Raw genomic sequence first — 12,814 nt, forward strand, 5'->3', positions numbered from 1 at the left:
TGAGTCCTGGGTTATTGACGGGCCCGGGCAGCGCTCATCCCGGCGCCTGCGCCAGGCGATGCAACACCGTCACCACCTCGTCGACCACCGGTGAGGGCACCTGGGCGGGTCGTGCGGCGACGAGTTCGACGCTGGTGTGTGGGATGAGGTCGGCGTAGCGCACGCCGGCGATGTCGAGGGCGGCGGTAGGTGCGGGCACGATCGCCACCCCCAACCCGGCGGCCACGAGTGTGACCAGCGTCGAGGTCTCGGCGACCTCGTGGCGGATACGTGGGACGAACCCCGCGTCGGCCCACAGACTCGAGATCACCGAGTTCATCACCGAGCGGCCGTGTCCGGCGTGGGCGATCAGGTCGTCGGTCGCCAGGTCGGCGACGGACAGCTCTGTGCGGTCGGCGAGTCGGTGGCTGTCGGGGAGTGCGACGATCAGCCGGTCGGAACGGATCGGTTCGATCACCGCGTCGGTCCCGGTGACGGGCGGTCGTAGCAGCGCGAGGTCGATCCGTCGCTCTTCGAGTGCGGAGAGCAGTTCGGGCGCCAGCATCTCGCCGCGGACCGCGACCTCCACGCCGGGGAGTTCGTCGCGCAGTGTGCGGACGAGTTGCGGGAGCAGTGAGTAGGTGGCCGAGCCGACACACCCGATCGTCAGGTGTCCTTCCTGGCCTTCTGCGATGCGTCGCGCCTGGGCGCCGGCGGATTCGACGGCGTCGAGGATCGCGACGACCTGCGTCAGATACGCGGTCCCGGCGGGGGTCAGTTCGACGCGGCGGGTTGAGCGGGTCAGCAACTCGACGCCGAGTTCGGCCTCGACCTGCCGGATCTGTGCCGACAGAGGCGGCTGGGCGATGTGGAGTCGTTGCGCGGCCCGGCCGAAGTGCAACTCCTCGGCGACCGCGCGGAAGTATCGCAGGTGACGCAGTTCCATGGATGCCAGTCTACGACTTTTGATACTTCACAGCTCTCAATAGCGGCGATTTTGGTACTTCAGAATATTAGCGGTGCGGCCTAGCCTCGGAGTATGAGTTCTGGCACCTCGACTTCTTCCGACACCGATGTGGTCATCTGCTCCCCGCTGCGCACCCCGGTGGGCCGGATGGGTGGCGCGCTGGCGCCGCTGACCGTCACCGACCTGGCGACGACACTGCTACGCGAACTCGCCACGCGGACCGGCCTCGGAGAGGGCGATGTCGACGACGTCATCCTCGGACAGGGCTATGCCAACGGTGAGTCACCCGCCATCGGACGCATGGCCGCCCTCGACGCCGGTCTCGGTATCGGCGTGCCCGGCATGCAGGTGGACCGCCGATGTGGCTCGGGACTGCAGGCCATCCTCAATGGTGCCGCCCAGATCGCCTCCGGGGGAGCCGAATTGGTCATCGCCGGCGGTGCCGAATCGATGTCGAATGTCGAGCACTATGCGCTCGGCCTGCGGACTGGGGTGCGTCAGGGCGGCGTCGAGCTGATGGACCGCCTCGATCGCGGTCGCCTCACCGCGGGCGGACAGTCGCACCCGGTGCCCGGTGGAATGATCGAGACCGCCGAGAACCTGCGCAAGAAATACTCGCTGAGCCGCACCGAGCAGGACGAACTCGCGGTGCGCTCCCACGAAAGGGCCATCGCCGCACACGACGCCGGGCGCTTCGCCGACGAACTCGTGCCCGTCACCATCCCCGGGCGTCGCGGAAAACCCGACACCGTCGTCGACCGCGACGAGCACCCGCGTGCCGACGCCGACCTCGCGAGCCTGTCGAAACTGCGCGCCATCCGTTCCCGCATCGACCCCGACTCGACGGTCACCGCCGGTAACGCGTCCGGGCAGAACGACGGTGCGGCGATGTGCGTCGTCACCACCCGCGCCGGTGCCGAGAAGCGCGGTCTCACACCGCTTCTGGCGCTGCGTTCCTGGGCCGTCACCGGCTGCGCCCCCGAGGAGATGGGAATCGGACCGGTCGGCGCCACCGCCGCGGCGCTGGCCCGCGCCGGCCTGACCCTCGCCGACATGGATCTGATCGAGCTCAATGAAGCCTTCGCCGCACAGGTGCTCGCCGTTCTCGCCGAATGGGAGATCGACCCGACCGACGAACGCCTGAACCCCAACGGTTCCGGGATCTCGCTGGGACATCCGATCGGCGCGACCGGCGCCCGCATCCTGGCGACCGCGGCGTACGAGGCGCGGCGTCGAGACGCCCGCCACGTTCTGGAAACCATGTGTATCGGCGGCGGTCAGGGACTGGCCGCGGTGTTCGAGGTGATCCGATGAGCGCGGTCGAGGTCGCATCGTATGTGAGTGGGCCCGCCGACGCCCCGGTCGTCGTGTTGTCGAACTCGCTGGGCTCCGACCACCGGATGTGGGATGCCCAGGTCCCCGAACTCGAGAAGACCTTCCGAGTGGTGCGCTATGACACCCGGGGACACGGGGCGTCGCCGGTTCCGCAGGGGCCGTACGGGATCGACGACCTCGTCGACGATCTCGTCGCCCTGCTCGACCGCCTGGGCGTCGAGCGAGCGGCCATCGTGGGTCTCTCCCTTGGCGGGATGACCGCGATGCGGGTCGCCGTGCGCAACCCGGATCGTGTGCGCAGCCTCGGATTGCTGTGTACCTCACCGTATCTGGGGCCGGCGGCCGGCTGGACGGACCGCGCCGCGGTGGTCCGCGACGGTGGATCGGTCGCCGTCGCCGATGGCGTACTCAGCCGCTGGTTCAGTCCGGGATTCCTTGCCGACGAGGCGAATTCGGACCGATTGGCCTACTACCGGGACATGATCGCCGCCACGCCGGCCGAGGGGTATGCGGGATGTTGCGAGGCCATCGCCGCGATGGATCAACGCGACGAGATCTCCGCGATCACCGCGCCGACCCTCGCGATCGCCGGCGCCGACGACCCGGCCACCCCGCCGCAGATGCTCGCCGACATCGTCGACGCCGTCGCCGACGGCACGCTGCTCGTCGTCGACGACGCGGCGCACCTGGCCAACGCCGAACAGCCCGCCATCATCACTGCCGCCCTCATCGAACATCTGGAGAAGTCATGAGCATCAACAAGGTTGCCGCGTCCGCCGCCGAGGCAGTCGCCGACATTCCCGACGGCGCGAGTCTCGCGGTCGGCGGATTCGGGCTCTCCGGAATCCCCAAGTTCCTCATCGACGCGCTGCTCGCCCAGGGTGCCGGAAACCTCACCATCGTCAGCAACAACTGTGGCGTCGACGGCGCCGGCCTCGGACTCCTGTTGGAGGCCAGACGGATCGACACGGTGATCGCCTCTTACATCGGAGAGAACAAGGAATTCGGCCGTCAGTTCCTCGCCGGTGAGGTCACCGTCGAGCTCACCCCACAGGGGACGCTGGCCGAACGGATGCGCGCCGGCGGCAGCGGGATCGGCGCGTTCTTCACCCCGACCGGCGTCGGCACCCTCGTCGCCGACGGTGGTCTGCCGTGGCGATACAACTCCGACGGCTCGGTCGCGCTGGCGTCGCCGGCCAAGGAGGTCCGCACCTTCAACGGTCAGGAGATGGTGCTCGAGGAGTCCATCGTCACCGACTACGCGCTGGTGCGCGCCGCCGTCGTCGACACGGCGGGCAACTGCTGCTTCCACGCCGCCGCCCGCAACTTCAATCCGCCCGCCGCGATGTCGGGGCGCATCACCATCGTCGAAGCCGAGAAGGTGGTGGAGGTCGGTGAACTCGGCCCCGATCAGATCCACCTGCCGGGGATCTTCGTCAAACGGATCGTCGCGCTCACCCCGGAACAGGCCGCCGACAAGGGAATCGAGCACCGCACCATCCGTGAGCGGCCTGCGGCCGTCTCGGCGTGATCTCCCGACCTGCCCGATCGACTGTCACCCAACACTTTCCGAGGAGAACACCATGACCTGGACCCGCACCGAGATGGCTGCCCGCGCGGCACGTGAGTTGCGTCCCGGCGACTACGTCAATCTGGGGATCGGGCTGCCGACGCTCATCCCCGATCACATGCCCGCCGATTCCGACATCGTGCTGCACGCCGAGAACGGCATCCTCGGGGTGGGGCCGTTCCCGTACGACGACGAGGTCGATCCCGATCTCATCAACGCGGGCAAGCAAACCGTGTCGGTGCTGCCCGGCGCGTCGTATTTCGATTCCGCCACCAGCTTCTCGATGATCCGCGGCGGTCACGTCGACGTCGCGGTCCTCGGTGGCATGCAGGTGTCGGCGAACGGTGATCTGGCCAACTGGATGGTGCCCGGGGCCATGGTCAAGGGCATCGGCGGTGCCATGGATCTTGTCAACGGCGCCGGACAGGTCATCGTGCTGATGGAGCACGTCAGCAAGAAGGGTGACCCGAAGCTCGTCGCGGAGTGTTCGTTGCCGCTGACCGGCAAGGCCGTGGTGAGCAGGGTGATCACCGATCTCGGTGTCTTCGACGTCACCGGAACGGGATTCGACGTCGTCGAATTGGCCCCGGGGGTGGAGTTCTCCGATGTGGAGGCGAAGACCGGTGCGACCGTTGTCGACAAAACCGACCTCAATGGTCAGGATCGCGACGCCGCCAACTCCGACCTCGACCGCAGCCCGAGCTTGGCGTAGATGCGGGTGAGGTGGTACTGCACGGTCTTGGGTGAAATGTACAGTTCGGCAGCCACTTCCCGGTTCGACAGTCCGCGCGCGACGAGGGTCGCGACGGCCTCTTCCTGAGGGGTCAGGTCGGTGACGTCACGCTCGGTGCGGTGGGAGGCGCCGGCATGGCCGGTGTGCACCCCGCCCGCCTTCAGCTCCCGATCACACCGCTCGACATACGTTGTCGCACCGAGGGAATGGTAGATCTCGCGCGCGGTGGCCATGACGGTGTCGGCGGCTCGGCGTTTGCCTGCACGTCGTAGCGTCTGGCCGTAGGCGAAGTTCACGCGCGCAAGGTCGTAACGCAGCGGCAGGCCCTCCAACAGCTCCAGTGACCGCTCGAATGTCCTTCGAGCGCCGTGGATGTCGCCGGTGGAACCGAGGAGCCGGGCCCGGGCATAGCCGAGTCTTGCTGCCGCCGATCGATGGCCGCGCGCCGCGGTACGTTTCTCGAACGGTGTGAGCAGGGCGTCGGCCTCGTCGAGCCGGCCGTCGACGACGAGCGCGTTGGCGAGGACGTCGACCCACGGCCACCATCCGGGCTCGACGAGAGCGGGGGTGTCTTTGGCCATCTGCCGCAAGGGTTCGAGCGTGCGGATCACCTTGCCGTAATCGGCAGCGGCCTCGGCGAGTTGCGCTCGAGCGAGCAGCATCGGTATCCGCATGATCTCGTAGTCGCCCGCCGGTGCCGCCGCCCGGTCGGCCGCGTCGTGGGCGGATGACCAGTCTCCGCGGAGCGAATGAATCTGCGCCGCAGTCCAGTTCAGCAGGGGTGTGGCCAGCTCGATGCCCCCGCGGTCGGCGAGTTCGCGCCCCCGCTCCACGGTGACGAGCGCGGTGTCCCAATCGCCCGTGAGGAACTCGACGCGAGCGAGCCACGCCAACGACCAGAGAGAGATCCGGTTGGAGCCGCCGAGAGCGGCCATGGAGACCGCGGTCTCCAGATGGCTTCGGGCGCTGCCGATGTCGTCGATGCCGAGTTCGAGCCAGCCGCGGCCCATGGAGACGCGCTGCGCCTGAGGTCCGAAACGCACGCGTTCGGCGAGGTCGGTGTACGAGGCGACGGCGCCGGTCGTATCTCCCGACCACGCCTGTCCGAGACCGCGGATGACCGCGGCCTCGATTCCGGCGGGGGAGTTGTCGCCGGCCATCTCGATGGCCCGATCGGCCCAGTCGACGAGTTCGTCCCCGCGGCAGCGAACGAGATTGTGCAGGACGAAGCGCTGCGCGATCAGTGCAGCAACGTCGGGTTCGCGCTCGAAACTGACTATTCCCCAAGCGCGTTCGAGTCGGAGGTGCGCTTCAGCAGACCGGCCACGCAGGATGGCGAGATATGCCAGGGTGGCGTTGCGCAGCGCGGTCTCTCGCAGGCTCTCCACGATCGGCACATACGACGCCGCGCTCACACAGTCACCTGCGGCCAGCAATGCATCCACCGACAGGGTGGTGCGTTGGTCACTGCGAAGCCGATCCGAGGTCAGACGACCGGCTTGTCGATAGAGTTCGGCGGCCGCTGCCCACTCGCCGTCGGTGGCGCGGGACTGGGCGAGCGCGTCGAGTTCGTCGGCGAGCGCGGCGTCTGGCACCGGGGTGGCGGCGACACGATGATTGAGCCTGTGCACCGGATCGGTCACCAGATCGGCTGCGCGGCGGTGCATCTCGCCGACACGACGGATTCCCATCACCTCGAGCACTGCGGCCTGTATCAGCGGTCCGGCGACCCGGGGATGCGCGTCGGCCGGTACCAGAGCGGCCGGAGCCTGGACGAGCCCGGTGCGCAGGGCGTCGTCGAGTGCGCCCAGCGGATCGGTGATATCTGCCAATTCGATTGCCACGCCCAGGGACTCGTTCTCGTGGAGAATGCATAGGGCTTCGATGAGTCGGCGGGCGGGCGTGGGGCATGCCTCGAGTTCTTCGCGGACCGAGTTGACGATGTATCCGGGCGCGGGAAGTGCGATGCCCGCCTGTGACCAGGCCCGCCCCGGCAGTTCGTCCAGCAGACTCAGAATGTCGCGCGGATTGCCTCCGGTGTGGTGGGTGAGCGTGTCGACAACCGTCGGATGAACCACGCGTGCGCGGGCCGTCGCCAGGGCGGCCACCGCGTCGCGATCCAGCCCGGCGAGTGGCATCACATCGGGCAGGAATGACATCAGTGCCGGCGTTTCATGCGTGGCGGTGAGAAGGACGAGGTGCGCATCGTCATTCTCACCGATGACCTCGGTGAGTTCCGTTGCGTCGAGATTGTCGGCGTCGTCGATCGTGCGAATCGACAGGTCCTGTTGCGCAGCGAGTTGCGCGACGCGACGCAGCAGCGTGCTCTTGCCGATGCCGGCCGCGCCGGTGACCAGGAGGTAGGACGTCTGTGTCAGCTGAGCTGCGCGCTCGAGGATCTCGCCGACCTCGCGATCACGACCGATACAACCGGCCTCGATGATCATCCCCACATCCTAGTTGCGTCCCTTCCGGAGGAGCGGGTGTTTCACCCAGGGGCCTTGGCACCCTTCCCCGACTACCGGGCCGCCCCTCCCCCCCGATGGTCGAGGACCTTCCCCCCCTGGGTGGTCGAGGTGCGCCCATTTTCTGGTGGTCGAGGTGCGACGAGCGCCAGCGAGGAGCCTCGAGACCTCTTGCACCACAGCTGGTTCCACCCCACGGCGGAACCCTGTCACCGCGGGTAGGTGACAATCACCTGCCCCGTCCGCCGGTTCCGCCACTGCACCCGCCGATCGGTGTAGAGCGTCGGCACCCACTCCGCGAGGTGTTTGCGTTGGTGATCAGCCCAACACAGCGGGATCAGATCACCGAGCACCGTCCACCCTCCGGCCTCGGGGTCGGCATGGTTGAACGGCCGCCAATGATCGAGGTCGCACAGGTGTGAGGGCATGCCGCAGTAGGGGTATCGGCACCAGGGGTCGTTGGCCAGCACCTCAGCGCGCAAGGTGGCGCTGGGTGCATAGGTCAATGCCCCAGGTGGTGGCACGGTGTGACCGCCGTGTCCGGTGGGATCCGCGGGCGGGGCTTGCGGTCGGTCGGAGATCTGCGGGATGAGTGGTCCAGCCGTGCGTGCGGATTCGGGGTAGTGGATGGTTTTCGCTATCTCGGACAGGGTGGCCGCGTAGTCGGGGTCGATGGGCCCGTATCCCTGCAACCGGGGCACCAGCACACCGTCGGGGTCCTTCAACACCGTCAGGACGGGTGCACCGGGTACGACCAGGGCCCGCCCGAACGCCACCGGCACCTCATCCGGCGTCGGCTGATCCAGGGGGTCGGGGATCTCGGGTTCGGCGACCGGCTCGACCAACTCCACCAACTCGACTGCGGGAGCGTCGGCGTCGGCGGGTTCGGGTAGCAGGTCGTCCCACGCTGCCGCGTCCTCGGCGTCAGCGGGTGTCTCGGCCGACCCATTGCTGTCGGTGCCGCCTCCTCGTCTTGGGCAGTCATCTTGTCCGCATTCGCAGTCGAGGTGCGCTCCCGGCACACCGGTGATCTCCCCGAGGGCGATCACCCGCAGTGGCCCGAGACGACGCGGGTCCTTGCGGCAGGTGCGTTCCTCGATCAGCGCCTCGATCTGGGTTGTGAGGAACACCCCGTAATGGGCGGGGACGACCGCATCGAGAGCGGAGTGCCCGGCAACGTCGGGGGTGATGGTGACGTTTCCCACCAGGTCGGTGATGGTGTCGCGGTCCTCGATAACGCTGTCGGGGTTCATCGAGATCAGTGCGGCGTCGAGTTGTTGCGAGAGCACCGGGTCGGTCGTCGCCCGAGACCCGTAGTCCAGGACGATCTCCTCGAACGACATCTCGGACTCGTCACCGGTATCGATGCTGTCGCTGTCGCTGTCGCTGTCGCTGTCGCTGTCGCTGTCGCTGTCGCTGTCGCTGTCGCTGTCGCTGTCGGTCTCGGTGTCGGTGTCGGTGTCCGCGCCACGCTGTGCAGCGCGCGCCATAATCGAGGCCCGATTCGTCGAGAGCTCCCCATTCAAATAGGCGGCACGGATGAGCGGGAACTTCTCCAACAGCTCCGCCAACGCCACCCAACTCCCGGCTTTGCTGCGAGAGACCTTGAACTGCAACGACACTTCGGCGCGCGCGAGTTTGTCGGCGTGCTCGATCACCGAACCCCACACACCGGTCTCGGGCCGCCCGGCCAGATGCTCGCGATACACCTGCTCTGCCAATGCGGCGGCTGCCAGGACCGTCCGGGCCTCGTACTTGCGGGACTCGCGCAGCAGATCCGGGCCGGTATCGATGAGCTCGTCCCGCGACATCGACGTGATTGCGGCGGCGTCGGCATCCGGATCGGTGAACGTCAACGTGGTCGACATCAGATACCCCCTCCCGCGATCGGACGTGATGAGAACAAGTGTACGAAGGGGTACCGACAAAACCGGCGCGATGATCGCCAGGCTGGAGAAATCCGTGGACAACTTTTTCTACTCATCGACCGGGCGTCGAATTACGTCGACCGGGCGCTCTGTTGCGTCGAGTGGGTAGTGGATGTGGTTGCGATGCTTGTCATCTCGCCGGGTCTCGAGGCTCGCCGCACGCGGCTCGCACCTCGACCATCGGGAAAAACGGTCGAGTGTCGGCGGTGGAAGCGCTCTACCATCCGGGGGAAGGGTCGACCATCGGTCAGGAAATGCGCCGTCGTTCTACCCTGGACCTTTCCATCCGATGGTCGAGGTGCCGAGGAGCGATAGCGACGAGCCTCGAGACCCCTCTCACCGATCAGTTTCCGCACCACCCGTCGAACCGAACCAGCACCGGCGCAGGCAGTCTCGAGGCTCGCACCTCGACCACCGGGGGAAGGATAAACGCCGGAGGGTGGAAGGGATCGATGACCCGGGGGAGATCTCGACCCGGCGGGGCTACCCCTGATCTCCGCCGGCGACCGGTAGGACCGATCCGGTGATGTAGGAGGCTTCGTCGGAGGCGAGGAAGCAGATGGCGGCGGCCTGCTCGTCGAGGGTGCCGTACCGTTTCAGCAGCGACGAGGACACTGTTTGCTCGATGTGCGCGTCGAACCACTGTTGCTGTGTCTCGCTCTGCGGGGTGGGCGTGCCACGGGAGACCCGCCGCGGCGGGGCCTCCGTGCCGCCAGGAGCGGTGGCCACCACACGAATGCCGTTGTCGGCGTACTCCATTGCCAGCGACGCGGTGATCGCGTTGATGCCGCCTTTGGCTGCCGAGTACGGGATGCGATGGATGCCGCGGGTCGCCGCCGACGACACGTTGACGATCACACCCGATCCGTGGGCCACCATCGAGGGTAGAACGGCACGGCACGCGTAGAGCGTCGTCATCAGGGACCGATCGATCTCGGCGCGGATCTGTTCGTCGGTGAACTCGACGAACGGTTTGAAGTTGATCGCACCGCCCACGTTGTTGATCAACACATCGACCCGGCCGTATGTCTCGATCGCGGTGGCGACGACAGATGCTGCGCCGTCATAGGTTTCGAGATCGGCGATGCTTTTGACGGCCTGGCCGCCGAGGTCGGTGACGTCGGAGACGATTTCGTTGACGAATTCCGAGCGATCAGCACACACGACCCGACCACCTTCGGCGACGATGCGCCGCGCGGTGTGCGCGCCGATACCCTGCGCGGCTCCGGTCACGATCACCACTTTGCCGGCGAAACGACCCGGGGTGATGAAACGTGGCCGCCGCGAGGCCATCTCGTCGGCCATGGCACGTCGCATCGTCTGCTTGGACCGCTCGGCATGTGCGGAGATCAATCCGCGGGCCCGGTCGCGGTTGCCCGACGCGAACGCCTCGACGATGTCGATGTGGTCCTGCGCGCACAACGGATGACACCACGTCGCATTGCGCAGCACCTCACCCATCCGGCCCTTGACGCCGAGCGCCTGGTAGGCGGCGAGCAGGTGATCGTTGCCGGTGAGCCCGAACAGGTAATCGTGGAAGGCGGCGTTGGTCTCGGTGTATTCGGCGGCATCGACGAACGAATCACCCTTGACGTAGGGCAGTGTCGCCTCGGCGAGCAGCCGGTAGCCGGCCAATTGGCGGCTGGTCATCCTGCCGAGAGTCAGCTCCAGCGCACCGAGTTCGAGCGCTGCGCGCGCCTCGAACAGCGCATCGGATTCGTGGATACCCGGGTGTTCCTCGCCGATTTCGTAGCCCTGCTCGGTGACGGTCGGCACGGTCTCGACGACGGGTTCCGTCTCGGCTACCGTCGCGGTCGCGGTCTCGGCCTCCGCGAAGACCGTCTGCCCGGCGATGCCCCGGGCATCGCTCGCGGCGAGCAGGTCGCCGCCATCCGGGTCGAGAGCGACGCCGGCCCCGTGCGCAGTCCACACCTGCTGGCCGGCGATACGCGCGATGGCGCCGTCGTCGACGAGTGGGGCGGCGTGTTGTACGTGAGATCCGATGTCGCGCGGTGCGAGCACCTGTTGCCCGGCGATGCCACGGGCGTCGCGGGCGGGGATCACCGGGTCCTCGTCGACAGCCACAGCGATCGACGAGATGTTTTGCACGGCAGAGTCATCGCTGCCATCGATGGAGATGCTCTCCTTCGCGGCTGCGGGTACCGCAAGCGCGAACTTCTCGTAGTAGAAGCCGACCGGCTCGATACCCGCGTCGGCCACATGGGCGCGGACGGACTCGACCATCGGCGGCGGCCCACACAGGTAGATCGCAACATCCCCGTCGTAGAGATGTTCGGGCCGGATCAGGGTCATCACATAACCCTTGTTCACCGCCGAGCTGTTCGGGTCGGAAACACAATGATCCCAGGTGAATCCCGACAACTCCCGCGCGAAGTACTCGATCTCGTCGAGCGCGACCAGGTCGGTGTCGGTGGAGACGCCGTAGATGAGATGCACTTTGCGGGCGCTGTTGTCGTCGTGCATCTTTCGCAGCATCGACAGGATCGGCGCGAGACCGGTGCCGCCGGCCAGGAGAAGTACCGGCCGGGTGGCCTCGCGCAGGAAGAACGAGCCGTGCGGCCCGGTGAAGGTGATCTCGTCACCACGCTGCGCCCGGTCGGTCAGATAGTCCGACATCGCGCCGCCCGGCGTGAGCTTCACCATGAAGATCAGCCGTTCCTCGTGTGGCCCGTTGGCGAACGAATAGGACCGCCGCAGCGGCTGACCGGTCCCGTTGCCATCGGCGTCGAGTGCCTCGGTGACCGGTACGGCAATGTTGACATACTGCCCCGGCAGGAATGCGAGATCGCCACGGTTACCGATCTCGATACCCACGCGCATCGTCGATTCCGACAACCGCTCGAGGCTGACGATGGTGCCGGTGAAATCGCCCGCGGCGGTCTTGGCGGTGTCGGAGGTCGCGGCGATCTGCAGAACGAGATCGGACTGTGGCTTCATGCAGCACGGAAGCGCATAGCCGTCCGCGCTCTCGGCCGCCGACAGCGCATCGTCGATGTAGGTGCCGCCGTCGTACGCGCCGGATTCGCAGAATGCCTTGCAGGTTCCGCAGGCACCGTCGCGGCAGTCGAGTGGGATGTTGATCCGCTGACGGTAGGAGGCGTCGGCGACGGTCTGATCCTCGCGGCAGGTGACGAACCGGGTGACCCCGTCCTCGAAGGTCAATGCCACCTGGTGGGTGGGAGCCTGCGCGCCGGTCGGGGGACTCGCCGACGTCGTCTGGTCAGTGGTGAGAGTCATGGTGGCACCGGCCTTCTCAGAAGTGGTAGACGTCCACCACGTGGTGGATGTAGTCGTTCTTGAGCACGACGGTCTTCCGGCGGATCAACGGCGACTCACCGGAGAAGTCGACGGTGTAGAACGAGGTGCCGTAGTACGGGTCGACCGTGTGATACCGGAAATACATGGTGTGCCAATTGAATCGGACGTCGACGATATCGCCGCGCCGCTCGATGACCTCGACGTTGCTGATGTTGTGACTGGTGCGCGGCTCGGGAAGCGAGGTGGCCGAGGAGCGTTCGGTGCGAATCCGGAACACCCGATCTTCGAGGCCGCCCTTGTTGGCGTAGTAGATGAGTGAGATGTCGCGCTGCGGGTCCTCCACCAGACGGTCATCGTCGTCCCACGCAGGCATCCAGTAGACGACGTCGTCGGCGTAGCACTCGAGCCACTTCTCGAACTCGCGGTCGTCGAGGTAGCGGGCCTCGCGGTAGAGGAACTGCTCGATCATGTTCTGGGTGATCAGCGTGGTGCCGGTCTGGGTGGATGGAGACGGGGTGGACAGGGATTCTGTGGTCATTGGGATCTGCCTTCTGCGAA

The 12,814-nt window shown here is 66.9% G+C and carries 9 protein-coding genes; 4 read left to right on the forward strand and 5 right to left on the reverse strand.

Going from position 1 to position 12,814, the window contains the following annotated elements:
• Nucleotides 1–34: 34 nt before the first annotated feature.
• Entirely contained in the window at nucleotides 35–925 is an 891-nt protein-coding gene (locus B1964_RS05255; RefSeq protein WP_079929107.1) for a LysR substrate-binding domain-containing protein, read from the reverse strand.
• A 93-nt stretch (nucleotides 926–1,018) separates the two neighbouring features.
• On the opposite strand from B1964_RS05255, the gene B1964_RS05260 reads away from it, so the two are divergent.
• Genes B1964_RS05260 through B1964_RS05275 form a run of 4 tightly spaced genes read left to right on the forward strand, consistent with a single transcriptional unit; the run spans nucleotide 1,019 to nucleotide 4,563 of the window.
• The gene (locus tag B1964_RS05260; RefSeq protein ID WP_035727117.1) at nucleotides 1,019–2,260 is read left to right on the forward strand and encodes an acetyl-CoA C-acetyltransferase; all 1,242 of its coding nucleotides are present in this window, start codon (nucleotides 1,019–1,021) and stop codon (nucleotides 2,258–2,260) included.
• On the forward strand, nucleotides 2,257–3,033 hold the full coding sequence (gene pcaD / locus B1964_RS05265) for a 3-oxoadipate enol-lactonase (protein ID WP_079929108.1): 777 nt from the start codon (nucleotides 2,257–2,259) through the stop codon (nucleotides 3,031–3,033). The genes B1964_RS05260 and pcaD overlap by 4 nt, the downstream gene beginning before the upstream one ends.
• Entirely contained in the window at nucleotides 3,030–3,812 is a 783-nt protein-coding gene (locus tag B1964_RS05270; protein WP_079929109.1) for a CoA transferase subunit A, read from the forward strand. The genes pcaD and B1964_RS05270 overlap by 4 nt, the downstream gene beginning before the upstream one ends.
• A 52-nt stretch (nucleotides 3,813–3,864) precedes the next feature.
• Nucleotides 3,865–4,563, forward strand: a complete 699-nt coding sequence (locus B1964_RS05275; RefSeq protein ID WP_006368266.1) for a CoA transferase subunit B — start codon at nucleotides 3,865–3,867, stop codon at nucleotides 4,561–4,563.
• Here B1964_RS05275 and B1964_RS05280 read toward each other — a convergent pair.
• From B1964_RS05280 to benB, 4 genes are all read right to left on the reverse strand, one after another.
• Nucleotides 4,509–7,031: a LuxR C-terminal-related transcriptional regulator gene (locus B1964_RS05280; RefSeq protein WP_079929110.1), complete on the reverse strand. Its 2,523-nt coding sequence runs from the start codon at nucleotides 7,029–7,031 to the stop codon at nucleotides 4,509–4,511. The genes B1964_RS05275 and B1964_RS05280 overlap by 55 nt on opposite strands.
• Nucleotides 7,032–7,258: 227 nt before the next feature.
• Nucleotides 7,259–8,917: an HNH endonuclease signature motif containing protein gene (locus B1964_RS05285; protein ID WP_079929111.1), complete on the reverse strand. Its 1,659-nt coding sequence runs from the start codon at nucleotides 8,915–8,917 to the stop codon at nucleotides 7,259–7,261.
• A gap of 543 nt (nucleotides 8,918–9,460) precedes the next feature.
• Complete coding sequence (gene benC, locus B1964_RS05290; protein ID WP_079929112.1) at nucleotides 9,461–12,235, reverse strand: benzoate 1,2-dioxygenase electron transfer component BenC; 2,775 nt, start codon at nucleotides 12,233–12,235, stop codon at nucleotides 9,461–9,463.
• 16 nt (nucleotides 12,236–12,251) lie between these two features.
• A complete protein-coding gene (benB, locus tag B1964_RS05295) occupies nucleotides 12,252–12,794 on the reverse strand; it encodes a benzoate 1,2-dioxygenase small subunit (RefSeq protein ID WP_079929113.1) in 543 nt (180 codons plus the stop codon).
• Nucleotides 12,795–12,814 lie beyond the last annotated feature (20 nt).

Origin of the sequence: Gordonia sp. i37, from assembly GCF_002043085.1 — a bacterium.
Classification (GTDB): Bacteria; Actinomycetota; Actinomycetes; order Mycobacteriales; family Mycobacteriaceae; genus Gordonia; species Gordonia polyisoprenivorans.